The 12,953-nt window shown below is 52.2% G+C and carries 12 protein-coding genes; 9 read left to right on the forward strand and 3 right to left on the reverse strand.

Going from position 1 to position 12,953, the window contains the following annotated elements:
* Window positions 1-325 precede the first annotated feature (325 nt).
* Window positions 326-679, forward strand: coding sequence for an MmcQ/YjbR family DNA-binding protein (locus DCC81_RS12190; protein WP_108686902.1), 354 nt, complete (start codon window positions 326-328; stop codon window positions 677-679).
* A gap of 201 nt (window positions 680-880) precedes the next feature.
* Here the strand turns inward: DCC81_RS12190 and DCC81_RS12195 are convergent, their stop codons facing one another.
* The gene (locus tag DCC81_RS12195; RefSeq protein WP_108686903.1) at window positions 881-1,513 is read right to left on the reverse strand and encodes a MarR family winged helix-turn-helix transcriptional regulator; all 633 of its coding nucleotides are present in this window, start codon (window positions 1,511-1,513) and stop codon (window positions 881-883) included.
* 117 nt (window positions 1,514-1,630) lie between these two features.
* Here DCC81_RS12195 and DCC81_RS12200 point away from each other — a divergent pair, with 117 nt between their 5' ends.
* Window positions 1,631-2,101 carry a DUF2214 family protein gene (locus tag DCC81_RS12200; RefSeq protein ID WP_108686904.1) on the forward strand — a complete coding sequence of 157 codons (471 nt, stop codon included), beginning with the start codon at window positions 1,631-1,633 and terminating at the stop codon, window positions 2,099-2,101.
* A gap of 13 nt (window positions 2,102-2,114) precedes the next feature.
* A complete protein-coding gene (locus DCC81_RS12205) occupies window positions 2,115-2,486 on the forward strand; it encodes a DoxX family protein (protein WP_108686905.1) in 372 nt (123 codons plus the stop codon).
* A gap of 58 nt (window positions 2,487-2,544) precedes the next feature.
* Here the strand turns inward: DCC81_RS12205 and DCC81_RS12210 are convergent, their stop codons facing one another.
* Window positions 2,545-3,015, reverse strand: coding sequence for an RES family NAD+ phosphorylase (locus tag DCC81_RS12210; RefSeq protein WP_108686906.1), 471 nt, complete (start codon window positions 3,013-3,015; stop codon window positions 2,545-2,547).
* 12 nt (window positions 3,016-3,027) lie between these two features.
* On the reverse strand, window positions 3,028-3,534 hold the full coding sequence (locus DCC81_RS12215; protein ID WP_108686907.1) for a DUF2384 domain-containing protein: 507 nt from the start codon (window positions 3,532-3,534) through the stop codon (window positions 3,028-3,030).
* A gap of 192 nt (window positions 3,535-3,726) precedes the next feature.
* Here DCC81_RS12215 and DCC81_RS12220 point away from each other — a divergent pair, with 192 nt between their 5' ends.
* The 6 genes from DCC81_RS12220 (at window position 3,727) to DCC81_RS12245 (ending at window position 12,928) form a co-directional block, all read left to right on the forward strand.
* The gene (locus tag DCC81_RS12220; RefSeq protein WP_165806560.1) at window positions 3,727-4,299 is read left to right on the forward strand and encodes an RNA polymerase sigma factor; all 573 of its coding nucleotides are present in this window, start codon (window positions 3,727-3,729) and stop codon (window positions 4,297-4,299) included.
* A gap of 233 nt (window positions 4,300-4,532) precedes the next feature.
* Window positions 4,533-5,714 carry a FecR family protein gene (locus DCC81_RS12225; RefSeq protein ID WP_108686909.1) on the forward strand — a complete coding sequence of 394 codons (1,182 nt, stop codon included), beginning with the start codon at window positions 4,533-4,535 and terminating at the stop codon, window positions 5,712-5,714.
* Window positions 5,715-5,946: 232 nt separating this feature from the next.
* Window positions 5,947-9,345 carry a TonB-dependent receptor gene (locus tag DCC81_RS12230; protein WP_240612971.1) on the forward strand — a complete coding sequence of 1,133 codons (3,399 nt, stop codon included), beginning with the start codon at window positions 5,947-5,949 and terminating at the stop codon, window positions 9,343-9,345.
* 11 nt (window positions 9,346-9,356) lie between these two features.
* Complete coding sequence (locus DCC81_RS12235) at window positions 9,357-11,198, forward strand: RagB/SusD family nutrient uptake outer membrane protein (protein ID WP_108686910.1); 1,842 nt, start codon at window positions 9,357-9,359, stop codon at window positions 11,196-11,198.
* An 11-nt stretch (window positions 11,199-11,209) separates the two neighbouring features.
* Window positions 11,210-11,947: a DUF3823 domain-containing protein gene (locus DCC81_RS12240; protein ID WP_108686911.1), complete on the forward strand. Its 738-nt coding sequence runs from the start codon at window positions 11,210-11,212 to the stop codon at window positions 11,945-11,947.
* A 21-nt stretch (window positions 11,948-11,968) separates the two neighbouring features.
* On the forward strand, window positions 11,969-12,928 hold the full coding sequence (locus DCC81_RS12245) for a family 43 glycosylhydrolase (RefSeq protein ID WP_108686912.1): 960 nt from the start codon (window positions 11,969-11,971) through the stop codon (window positions 12,926-12,928).
* Window positions 12,929-12,953: the final 25 nt, after the last annotated feature.

Genomic DNA, 12,953 nt, shown 5'->3' on the forward strand with positions numbered 1-12,953 from the left:
GAAAATGTGGAGAAGATGTTGAACGGATGCCTACGAGATACGGCCTGCTTTTTATTATGCAATCCTATCCAGGGGCATGGTGGCTGGAGCACGTAAATCATTCCTGGTCGCACCATATACAAATTGTAAAGATGCGGCGGCTCACTATCAAGAACTAAGCAACGACTGGTACCGCTTTATCAAATGACATTACGCTTGCGTATCGTAAGGAGTGCCTGTATAGGGCAAGTACACGATTACTTTACTTCGCAAACGTACCATCCTCCTGCATTTCCCCACTCCTCCATTTCCTCTTTTTTCTGTACATTCAGGTAAATACTTTTCCATGAACATCGATAGCATTGTTTACCTGGAAAGACTACGCAACCTGGTGCAGGATCTGCCTGGCGTGGAGGAGGCCACCTCTTATGGTACCCCGGCATTTTTCGTAAAGAAGAAATTGTTTGCCCGCATGAAAGAAGACGGCGTGAGCCTGGTGGTGCACACCACAAACCGTAACGCACTTATGAAACGCCAGCCGGATATATTTTACATCACGGATCATTACCTGAACTATGAACCCTACGTGCTGGTGCGTATGAACAAAATAGACGATACCGGCCTCAAAGCCATGCTGGCGGCCTCCTGGAAATTACGTGCACCGGTTAAACTCCTGGGTGTGTATGAGCAACAATCCTGAGCTCCGCAGCCTGCATACCACCTGTTGCATTGCCAGCGGAGGGCCTGCCGGTATGGTATACCATTCACCCATCCACGTTGCAGTGCCGGGAATAATTTCCCATGGGTATTGCACCTCCTGAAACGGTGGCCTTACCTGCGCCGCATTCCCGCGCGCTTCATTGGCATGGGCATTCGCCCGGAGCATGTGAAATAAAAGTACTTATGCTTCCATCACTTCCCTGTATACTGCTTCAAACGTACTGTTCCGGTGCGTGGGCCACAGGGCAGAGAACTTTATCTCCACATTTCTCAGCAGCTGGATGCACAACAGCTTGTCGTCCTGGCTCAGGTCTTTCATGATCATGTTTGCATTGCGCAGGATGCGCGCCTTGCATTTCGCCATTACCTTTTCCCCCCGCGGCGTAAGTGACAGGCGTTTGCTGCGCTTGTCTTCCTTATCCTCCTGCTCTTCAATGAGGCCCTTTGCCTTCAGGCGGTTCAGCATATCCGTGCCGCTGGACAACTCAAAGAGGCTCGCATAGATCACGTCTGTTTTGCGCGGGTGTTTTTCCTGGTGGATATAGGTGAGCATACCAAATTCTTCCAGCTGGTTTACTTCGGTTTCCTTCAAAGCCAGGTGCGCATAATAAAGGTTGAGTTTTTGAATGCGCCCAATGATCTTCAACAATAGACCGTCCGGAACATCTGGTACTACACCCGCCACCAGCTTGCCTTTTGGCTGCTGCTGCTCCTGGTGGGCCAGGTAGTGCCGGCAAAAATCTTCAAGGCTGCCATCGGGGTGCTGGGCTTCAAATTTTCCCCACTCATTTACCAGGGCTACGGTTTTGTTCATGTTATTTATTTCGGATTCGTTGTAAATATAAAAATATTGCTTCGAAAACCGTTATTTATACCGAAATCGTTATACTTTTGACGAAAATAATACGGTAACGAAATAAACTTTCCTTGTATGATCCTTCAGACCTTGTACCCGCTGGCCCTGGTGCTGCATCTTACCGGCCTCACGTTATTGGCAGGAACTACCATTATTGATTACGTAGTGTTCAGAAAATTCTGGCGGCGTTTCCAGGCGGCGCCTAAAGATGGGCTGGCGGTGTTGCAGGTGCAGTCGCTTTTCCAGCCTTTCATTATTACCGGTATGTTGTTGCTCATTCTTTCCGGCGTGGGTATGATGGCGCTTACCGGCGGCGTGTTTGGAGAGCAGGTGTGGTTCCGGGTTAAGTTTGGTATTGTGCTGGTCATCATTGCCAATGGCATCCTGGTGGGGCGCAGGCTGGCGGCCCGTTTGCGTGGGTTGGTGAAAGATGAAAGCGGTGTACAGCAGGTAGCGGGCATGCGCCGCCCATTGGGCTGGTTCCATGCGGTGCAGCTTACCTGCTTTGCTATCATCATTGTATTAAGTGTTTTCAAATTCAACTGATAAAACAAACAGTATGAAAAATTATGCATGGCCTTATTGGGCAATTACGGGGGGCATCAGTTTCTTTATGTTATTCAGTGCCTGGTTTTCCGGTACGCATGCAGAGGCCTTTGCCGCATTCGGTTTTCCCGAATATTTCAGGATAGAGCTTACATTGGCCAAGATCGCCGGCGCCATGTTGTTATTGTTTCCCCAAACGCCGGATCGCGTGCGGGAGTGGATCTATGCGGGATTTGGTATCTGCCTTATCTCTGCATTCATTGCCAAGGTGGCTACACACTATCCTGTGGCGCAAACGGTGGAAACGCCCGTGGTGCTGGTCTTGATGGTACTGGGGGTCTGGTACCTGGATAAAATGAAAAAGAAATATGTGGTGGTACAGTAGGGGCAGGGTGGCAAGATGGAGGACTGTGCTGCACCTTGCCGCCTTGTTATTGGAATGGTTATTTTTTGTAGTGGGTGATGATATCGTCTATGCGCTTGTCTGCGAAGAATGGCAAGGTATCTACCAGTTTGATCTCTTTGAATAACGTGTGTTGGATATTCAATATGTAATTGTACTCCTGCGGCACTACAGCGGAAGGCGCCTTTAACACAGGATAGCGCCCTTCATCGTACCACCTGTCGCCCAGCGGCTGCGTCAGTGTATAGTCGTGGTCAATGTTCCATCTTTTGGGAAGGTCCTGCTTCTGGATATACAGCACCTCCAATGTATCCGGTACATAGATAACCATGATGCGAAAGTCTTCGTTAAAGCCCGCACCATTACGATGTACGAGGTTTTCCAGCATGCCCAGTGCAATGCTGCCGGCAGTGTAGATCACTTTCTTTCCTTCTGAATTAAAACGGCCACTGAACCCGCTGGCATATAATTGCCCCGCATACTTTTTATGTACGATCCTGTAGACTAACATGCGCGGAATAATTTAAAGTGAGTAGCCCTCTGCCATCCGATCCAGCTCCTGTGATACGAGGTCTACGCCACCCGGTGTATGCAGCCAGTCAATATACTTTTCTTTGGATTTCCACATGGGTTTGTTCAGCCAGTTCTTAACTTCCGTGAGGTTGCCCAGCAGCTCTTCCCCTTTTTTAAACAACGTGATGACTTTGAGCAAATGCTCTGCCTTGGTGGGTTCCAGCATTTTCTGCTGCTCCTTGTAATTAGACAGGGTGCGGGTTGTCATGTTGATCATCTCCGCCAGTAATTTGTCGGGCATGTCCACCATGCTGGCAAAGCTGTAGAACACGTCTGTGTCCACGCCGGCCCTTGCCACGCGCACGATCACCTGCAGTGGCCCGGTAATATTATCATACTTGCCTTTCAGCTGCCCATGCTTGTCATTCCTGATCCAGGTTAAGTTGTTCGGCTTGGGTGTGGTGGCTGTTTTTGTTACGGAGGCCGCCTTTTTTCCGCGGGAAGTGGACAGGGCCATGGTGTAGTGATTTGGGTTCCCAGTGAAGGTAGTTGAAAATATTCCATTTGAAAAATGAAAATTTTCACCATATAAAACGCATAGTGCAAACGTTGGCATTTTTAGCTTGTTTATATCCGCTTTTTCCCTATTTTTATCTCAAATTCCACGTCGCACTTGTATGTAACCGCTTTACATAATGAACCTGTATTATTGCACCGGATCGCGCAGGGCGACCAGGATGCGTTCCGCTGTTTCTTCGATCACTACACACCGCTGCTCTACACTTTTGTGCTCCGCCTTACTAAATCCAGGTCGGATGCGGAGGAGATTGTGCAGGACACTTTCCTGAAGATATGGAATCATCGGGAAAGCCTGCCGTTCATTGAAAAGCCGGGCCGCTATTGTTATGTGATTGCACGCAACCAGGCGCTGGACTACCTGCGCAAAGCCGCCAGGGACCAGCATTTGCTGGACCAGGTGTGGAGCCGCATTGCCGGTGAGGAAGACCATAGCCTGGAGCAGGAGTTGCAGGCCAGGGAGTATAACCGGCTGATAGAGGAAGCCCTGCATGTACTGCCGGAGCAGAAACAGCTGGTGTTCCAGCTTAGCCGGCGCGAAGGACTAAGCCAGCTGGAGATCGCAGAGAAACTGGGGCTTTCCAAAAGCCGCATCAACAATATACTGGTGGAAGTACTGCAATACGTGCGTACCTTCCTGCGCCAGCATTCCCGTCTCATGGCCCTGGTCTTCTGGATCACTGCCTGGGAATATCTTTTCAAATAACCTCTTCCCATTTATAGCTAAACTGATACGACCGCAATGCGGCCATGGCAGCCTGTTTTAGGTCCTATGGCCGGCATTTGCGGGTTGCTTTTCTGGGGTCGTCCCCCGGTTCTTTTACAGCCACAACCCCGGATAAAAATATTTTTTCAAAAACCCGGTTATGGTGTGCTTCCACATTCGTCATTATATACAGCGGGCAGTAGCCCGTTTATACACTCAACTAAAAATTGGACATGCCCCTACAGCCAGAACGGTTGCAGTACCTGCTGCAACAGTATTTTACAGACCGCATTTCGCGGGAGGAACTGGAAGAGTTGTACACGGCCATTCCCGGCGCCAGCGACGAGGAACTGCAAACCTTGCTGGATGAGCAATTTGGTGGGATGGACGCGGACGAAAGCGTGAGGGAGGTAGACTGGGACCGCATGTTTCACCGCATCGTTACCCCTCCGCAGGAAATACGGCGCCGGCCTTTTTTTAACATACAGTACGCTGCCGCGGCCATGCTACTGCTGGCACTGGGCGCGGGGATCATGTACTGGTGCCTGGAGCGGCGTGCGCCTGCGCCTGTCACTGCAGGCAATACCACTAGCACACATGACGCGGCTCCTGGTTCCAACAAGGCCATACTTACGCTGGGCGATGGTTCCCAGGTAACGCTGGATAGTACCGGGCACCAGGTACTGCAACAGGGTGGCACAGCGGTGCACCAGCAGGGCGGATCGCTGGCGTATAAAAGTGAAAACGCTGCCGCGCCGGTTACATACAATACGCTTACAACACCCCGTGGTGGCCAGTTCCAGGTAGCACTGCCGGATGGCACCCTGGTGTGGCTCAATGCGGCATCTTCTTTAAAATATCCCACCGCCTTTACCGGCGATGTGCGGGAAGTAGTACTGAAAGGGGAAGCTTATTTTGAAGTGGCCCACAACGCCAAACAACCGTTCCGGGTGCAGGTGAACGGCCTGGAGATCAAGGACCTGGGCACACGCTTTAACGTGATGGCCTATGAAGATGAAGCAGCAGTGCGCACCACCCTGGTGGATGGCGCCGTGCAGGTGAACAGTGCGCACCACGAAGCCAGGTTAAAACCCGGTGAAGAAGCGGTGCTGGAAACCTCCCCGCCGGGAGGGGGACTGGGCCAGGAAGCAATACTGGTGCGGCCCGCAGACCTGGAAGTGGCCCTTGCCTGGAAGAACGGGGAGTTTGCATTCCGCCATACCAGCCTGCACGAGATCATGCGCCAGGTGTCGCGCTGGTACGATGTGGACATTAACTATAAAGACGATCTGAACATTTATCTCTCAGGCAATATCAGCAAGAATGTAAACGTATCGGAAGTATTTAAGATGCTGCAATTGGCCGGCAACGTACATTTCAGCGTAGATCAGAAAACAGCCACCGTTATGAAATAAAAACGCATTTATCAGCCAAACAATTCCTAATTCCGCCACACATGAAAACGTAAACTTCCACGCAAAAAAAACCAGGAACAGGTCGAAGTGTTCCTGGCAAGTCCAGTTCCGTATTAACATTCTCGCCAGAATTATTAATTCAAAACGTAAACTCCTCTAATGTATGCAATTGTACGCACAATGCAAAGGGAGGCGCATGCCTGTGCTTTGCCTGCCAAAAATGATCCTCGTTATGAAATTAACATTCTTCCTGTCCATTGCTGTTTTCCTGCAAGCCAGCGCCACTGGCTTCTCACAGCAAAGGATCACGTTGTCTGGTACCAACGTTTCGCTGGAAAAGGTGTTCAGGGAAATACATAAACAAAGCGGGTATAACTTTCTCTATAACGACCAGGCACTGGCCGGCGCCAGTCCTGTGAGCATTCATGTAAAAGACGCCGCGTTGGAAGATGTGTTAGTGCTTTGCATGAAAGACCAGCCTTTTTCGTTTGACATCATCAGTAAAACCGTGGTATTAAAGAACAAGCCCGCCGTTTCAAAGCCGGAACCCGCCGCACCACCGGTGACGGTGACAGGCCGCGTAACCGACGCCAGCGGTACGCCGCTACCTGGTGTGAATGTGCGGGTGAAAGGCGCCAACACCGGTACCAGCACCAATACCAACGGCCAGTTTACGCTTACCGTACCTGATAAAGAGGCAGTGCTGCAATTCTCTTACGTTGGCTTCAACGTGCAGGAAGTGGTGGTGGGGGATAAGGCCACCATCGAGATCCGCATGCAGCCTAACGTGAGCAGCCTGAGTGATATCGTGGTGATCGGGTATGGACAAACCCAGGCCAAGGCCCGCGTAACCGGCGCCATCTCCACGCTGAAAGGCAGTGAAGTAGCGGTGACCAAAAATGAAAGCGTGATCAACATGCTCACCGGGAAAGTGCCCGGCATGCGCGTGCTGCAAAAGAGCAGTGAGCCCGGCGCGTTCGACAACGTGTTTGATATCCGTGGCTTCGGCAACCCCCTCATCGTAATTGATGGCGTGCCCCGTGGCAGTGGCGACCTGGCCCGCATGGACCCTAACGAGATCGATAATATCTCCGTGCTGAAAGACGCTACCGCAGCCATTTATGGCGTGCGCGCGGCCAATGGAGTGATCCTCGTGACCACCCGCAAAGGCAGCCGTAATCCCAACGGGAAGTTTGATATTACCTACAACATCAACCAGAGCTGGCAGCAATTCCTCAACGCACCCAAGGGCGTGGATGCACTGCAGTTCATGATGCTGAAGAATGAGGCGCAGCGCCGCGACTTTGGCCAGAACTATGTGAACATGACGGCGCCGTATTTCTCTGATGACAACATCAAGTTGTACCAGGACGGTACCCTGCAATCTTCTGACTGGGTAAAGGCCACCATGCGCGATTTTGCGCCGGAAACACAGCACACGCTGAGTGTGAACGGCGGCAGTGAAAAGGTGAATTATTTTTTCAACCTGGGCTACTTTAAGCAGGATGGGATGTTCAAAAGCGGTGACATGAATTATAACCGCTGGAATTTCCGTTCCAATATCAATGCCCGCATTACAGACCGCCTGCGTGCCCAGATCCTCACAGCTGCCTACCTGGATACCAAGAATCAACCCGGTGGCCGCGGTGTATGGGAAATGTTCAAATATACCTGGAGCGCTATGCCTACGGACCAGATCTATGCAAACGGTGACCCGAACTACCCGCACATTGAACCGGATAACGCCAACCCCGTGGTGATCACCAATTCCGACATTGTGGGCGGGCAAACCTACAAGAATAAGAACCTGCAGGCGCAACTGGGCCTGGAGTATGATGTGCCGGGCATTACGGGCCTTACGGCTAAAGGCATGTACAATTACGGTACTAACATCTCTGACAATACACAGGTGCGCAACGCTTATAACCTGTATGACTACGACCGCCAGAACAACGTATACCTGCCTACGTTAGTGAACTCGCCTTCCACGGTGAACCGCAGCTACTGGAATAATCAATCCACCTTGTTCCAGTTGTCGCTGAACTATAACCACCGTTTTGCACAGCAGCACAATGTATCCGGCCTGCTGCTGTATGAAGAAAGCTATACCACGAATGACAACTTTGCGGCGCAACGCCAGTTCTCTTTGGGCATTCCCTACCTCTTTGCCGGTGATGACGTGAACCAGCAGGCGACCCAGGACCCCAACGGCCTCAGTGAAGTGACCACGAAAGCTGTGGTGGGCCGCGTGGGTTACGATTTCAATACGAAGTACATCATGGACTTCAGCTTCCGTTATGATGCTTCCAGCAAATTCAAAACCGGTAATCAGTGGGGCTTCTTTCCCGCGGTATCAGCCGGCTGGCGCGTGAGCGAGGAAAATTTTATGCGCTCACTCGTATCGCCCAATGTGCTGAGCAACCTGAAACTGCGCGCCTCTTATGGTAAAACCGGTGACGATGGTGCCGCTGGTTTCCAGTACATCTCCGGTTATAACTACCCCGCATCCGGCTATATTTTTGGCGGCAACTACGTGAATGGCCTGCAATCCAGGGGCGCCGTAAACCCGGACCTGACCTGGTATACCGCCACTACCCTGAACATGGGCATTGACGTGGACCTGTACAAAGGCTTGCTGGGCGCGTCTTTCGACTACTTTATCCGCAACCGCGACGGCTTGCTGGCCCGCAGGAATGCCACCCTGCCCGGTACCGTGGGCACCGCATTGCCCCTGGAAAACCTGGAGAGCGACCGTACCCGGGGCCTGGAAGTAACGCTGAGCCATCGCAACCACATCGGTGAGTTCAGCTATAACATCAGTGCTAACATTGCTTCCACCCGCACCATGTGGCGTACCCGCATTGAAACCCGCGCAGGTAACTCTTATGAGAACTGGAAGAACCAGCAGTCCGGCCGCTATACCAATATCTGGTGGGGCAAGGAATATGGCGGGCAATACACCAGTTATGACCAGATCTACAATCACGATGTGAATGCCGGTGGCGGTAACCAGAGCGCCGTACCAGGCGATTACTGGTACCAGGACCTGAACCACGATGGTGTGATAGACGCCAAAGATGAAGTGCCCATTGCGGTGCGCGACATCCCGATGGTAAACTATGGTGTGAATATTGGTGCGGCATGGCGCGGCATTGACCTGAACGTGCTGCTGCAAGGCGCTGCACAGTTCTATGTGCAGTATGATGAGCAGCTGGCCCAGCCCCTGATGTATAACCGTAGCGCCCTGGTACAGTTCCTGGACCGCTGGCATACCGCCGATCCGAAGGCGGATGAATTTGATCCCAACACGGTGTGGGTACCCGGCTACTACCCGGCCATGGGCTCGCCCATTGCAGAAGGTACGAAGGCGGTGCAGAACGCGTCTTACATGCGCATCAAGACCCTGGAGCTAGGCTATTCCCTGCCGCATAAGCTGCTGAGCCGCGCGGGCATTGGCAATCTGCGGGTGTATGTGAACAGTTACAACCTTTTCACTTTCACGAAACTGAAGTATGCCGATCCGGAACACCCCGGTAAGGTGGCGGATGGCGCGGACTGGAGCGCCTCACTGGGTGGGTACAAGTACCCGAACAACCGCACTTTTAGTATAGGCGCCAACGTTACTTTCTAAACTGGAACAACATGAAGAAGATCTTATATATACTATCAATAGCTTTTGCAGGCACTTACTTTGCAGCCTGCCACAGCCTGGACCTTGCGCCGCTGAACGTGATCCAGGATAAGGACGTATTCAACAGCGAAGCGGGGGTGACTGCCTACATGGCCACCCTGTACCGCGCACTGCCCATTGAAGATTTTTTCTACAAACCGGAAGGTTCCGGCTTTGGCCGCGACTGGCAACAGTTCTATCACCCCGGCGCTTTGTGCGGGGAATTGTGCGGCCCATACGGTGGTACCGGTGATGGCGCCCAGGGCTTTGGCTACTGGCCTTACGATAACATCCGCACGGTGAACTACCTGCTGGAGAACCTGCCGGCCAATGCAAAGAATTTTGACCAGACCAAGGTCAATGGCTGGCTGGGTGAAGCCTACTTCTGCCGTGCATACTTCTATTTTGCAATGGCCAAAAGATATGGTGGTATTCCCATCATCAAACAGGTGCAGAACTATCCTGCCCAGAGCATTGAAGACCTGCAGGTGCACCGCGATAAGGAAGAAGATGTATGGAAATTCATTGGCTCAGACCTGGACAGTGCTTACCTGCTGATGCCGGAAACCAGCGTGCGTGGCCGCGCAAACCGCTACGTGGCCGCTGCGCTGAAATCGAGGGCCATGCTGTATGCGGGCTGTATTGCCAAATATGGTTCTGTAAATTACGTGGCCGGAGATGCCCGCAACCAGGGCCTTGTAGGCATTCCTGCGGCAGATGCCAATGGATTTTTCCAGCAGGCATTTGATGCCGCTAAATTGCTGGAAGGTAAATATGACCTGTACAAAAAAGGCTATCCCGATAAAGTGAAGAATTACGTGGATGCCTTCCTGGACCCCTCCAGCGTGGAGAACATCCTCGTGAAGGATTATTCCCTTACTACCAATACCGCCCATAGCTGGGATGCCACGATGACCTGCCGTTACATGACGGCGGATGGCCTTTCCCGCGCTTATCCTACCATGGAACTGGTGGAGCGTTTTGGTGGTGCACTGCCGCTTACCAATGCAGATGGTACGCCCCGCCGCTTCAATACCACGGCGGAGTTGATGCAGGGCCTGCAACCCCGCCTGCTGGCTACTATCTACTTCCCCGGCGCTACGCTGCGTGGCCGTACGTTTGATGTGCAGCGCGGCATTTACAAACATTTCACGGGTACTGCCGCTGCGGAACTGGGCACTAATCCACCCAATGCGCAAGACCGTATCCTTTCCGGTTCCACGGCGCAATTGTACCCGGAGAATGATCCGAACGGTATCCGTGTGATCGGGTTCACCGGCGTATGGACCGGCGGTGATGAACTGACCCGTACCGGTTTTTATGTAAGGAAATACGTGGACTACAATCGCGATCAGTCTGCCTGCGGCCTGTATATGAGCACGCAAAGCTGGATAGACATGCGCTACGGAGAAGTGTTGCTCAACCGTGCGGAAGCCGCCATGGAACTGGGTAACAAGACAGATGCCACGGCCTCCATCAACCTGCTGCGCGACCGTGCCGGTGCGCCTGCCGCCAATGAAGCCACCATCACCATTGATACCGTACGCAATGAACGCCTCATAGAACTGGCCTTTGAAAAGCATACCTGGTGGGACCTGCGTCGCTGGCGCATTGCAGACAAACTGCTGGACAATACCAAGTACCACGCGCTGCTGCCTTACTATGTGTATGACGAGAAAAAATACATCTTCCTGCGGGAAGTGGAACCTTACCAGCGCTCCTACACCTTCGACAAGAAGTGGTACTACGAGCCCATTCCCGGCGGAGAGCTGGGTAAGAATCCCAACCTGTATCCTAATAATCCGAACTATTAATTGCTCCTGATATGAAAAAGACCGCATCCATTTTCCTGGGCCTTTCCCTGCTGGCCATGATGGCTTGCACCAAGACCGATAACCTGGCAGGCCCTGATTCCGGCTTCCAGGGCAACCTGGTAGATGCTACCGCTGGTGGTAAATCAAACGTGCTCACCGAGACTGGCGGCATGCAGATAAAGCTGGAAGAGCTGAGCTGGAGCGCTACGCCCACGCCGCAATATATTCCTTCAAAGCCGGATGGCACGTTTGAAGATTCCCAGCTGTTTAAAGGACACTACCGTGTAACGCCCTATGGTGGGGCATTCTGGCCGGTAGATCCGATAGAACTGGATATTAACGGCATGACCAGTCATGACTTCACTATTACGCCTTACGCGCATATCACGGGCCTTACCTGGCAGCTGGATACTACCACGCTGACCATGAATTTTAAAATTGATCCGCCCGTAAAGACAGGTCTTCCACAGATCATTGATGTACGTTCTTACATTAATGTGGACAAGTATGTAGGTGCTGGTGCCACCATTTCACAATACACGGATGGCAGCCTGGATGGCAGTGAACAGATCCGCTGTTTTGAATCTATCAACGCAGATTGGAACGAAACGATGGCCACCAAGACCTTCACGCTGAAGATCCGTAACCTGAAACGTGGACGCACCTACTACGCAAGGGTAGGCGTGCGCTTCAACGACAGCTTTAAATCCAGCAACCTTTCCGAGATTTTCCAGGTAGACGTTAAGTAATTAAAACAAGCATTTATTGCCATGAGAAGACTGCGTGTTATCACCATACTGCTGCTGTTTGTACAGGCAGCCATTGCACAGAAAAATCCTTTCATAACGCACATGTACACCGCGGACCCGTCGGCACACGTTTGGGCTGACGGCCGCCTGTACGTGTATGCATCCCACGACATTGATCCGCCTCGCGGGTGCGATCTGATGGATAAGTACCACGTGTTTTCCACGGATGACATGATCCACTGGAAAGATGAAGGCCAGATCCTGGAAGCCAGCCAGGTGCCCTGGGGCCGCAAGGAAGGCGGTTTTATGTGGGCGCCGGATTGTGCCTACAAGAATGGTACGTACTATTTTTATTTCCCGCACCCCAGCGGTACGGAATGGAACAGCACCTGGAAGATAGGGGTGGCCACCAGCAAGTATCCTGCAAAGGATTTTAAAGTGCAGGGCTACATCAAGGGCCTGGAGAGCCTCATTGATCCCTGCGTGTTTGTGGATGACGATGGGCAGGCCTATCTCTACTATGGTGGCGGTGCCAAAGCGCGCGGCGGCAAGCTGAAAGACAACATGATGGAGGTGGATGGAGAAATGAAGCCCATGGAAGGCCTGGTGGATTTTCATGAAGCCAGCTGGGTGCATAAGTACAAAGGCACTTACTATCTTTCTTATTCCAATAACCATGATAAGGACGGCAAGTATAACCAGATGTGCTATGCTACCAGCAAAAGCCCGCTGGGCCCCTGGACCTACCAGGGCATCTACATGGACCCCACGGATTGCTACACCAATCACGGTTCCATCGTGGAGTACAAAGGCCAGTGGTGGGCATTCTATCATAATGCCGTATTGTCCGGCCACGTAGGCGAGCTGCGCTCCGTGTGCGTGGATAAGCTGTTCTACAACCCGGATGGCACCATTCAGAAAGTAGTACAGACCCTGGGCAATGAGAACGCACCTAAGCCCGGCAGCGTCAGGCGCAAATAAGTGCCTGTTGCATTTTATATTACGG

This window comes from Chitinophaga parva (genome assembly GCF_003071345.1).
GTDB lineage: Bacteria > Bacteroidota > Bacteroidia > Chitinophagales > Chitinophagaceae > Chitinophaga > Chitinophaga parva.

Bases quoted from the DNA above. Each gene is read 5' to 3' on its own strand.
- DCC81_RS12190 (WP_108686902.1), top strand. From the start codon at position 326: ATGAACATCGATAGCATTGTTTACCTGGAAAGACTACGCAACCTGGTG.
- DCC81_RS12195 (WP_108686903.1), bottom strand. From the start codon at position 1,513: ATGAACAAAACCGTAGCCCTGGTAAATGAGTGGGGAAAATTTGAAGCC.
- DCC81_RS12200 (WP_108686904.1), top strand. From the start codon at position 1,631: ATGATCCTTCAGACCTTGTACCCGCTGGCCCTGGTGCTGCATCTTACC.
- DCC81_RS12205 (WP_108686905.1), top strand. From the start codon at position 2,115: ATGAAAAATTATGCATGGCCTTATTGGGCAATTACGGGGGGCATCAGT.
- DCC81_RS12210 (WP_108686906.1), bottom strand. From the start codon at position 3,015: ATGTTAGTCTACAGGATCGTACATAAAAAGTATGCGGGGCAATTATAT.
- DCC81_RS12215 (WP_108686907.1), bottom strand. From the start codon at position 3,534: ATGGCCCTGTCCACTTCCCGCGGAAAAAAGGCGGCCTCCGTAACAAAA.
- DCC81_RS12225 (WP_108686909.1), top strand. From the start codon at position 4,533: ATGCCCCTACAGCCAGAACGGTTGCAGTACCTGCTGCAACAGTATTTT.
- DCC81_RS12230 (WP_240612971.1), top strand. From the start codon at position 5,947: ATGAAATTAACATTCTTCCTGTCCATTGCTGTTTTCCTGCAAGCCAGC.
- DCC81_RS12235 (WP_108686910.1), top strand. From the start codon at position 9,357: ATGAAGAAGATCTTATATATACTATCAATAGCTTTTGCAGGCACTTAC.
- DCC81_RS12240 (WP_108686911.1), top strand. From the start codon at position 11,210: ATGAAAAAGACCGCATCCATTTTCCTGGGCCTTTCCCTGCTGGCCATG.
- DCC81_RS12245 (WP_108686912.1), top strand. From the start codon at position 11,969: ATGAGAAGACTGCGTGTTATCACCATACTGCTGCTGTTTGTACAGGCA.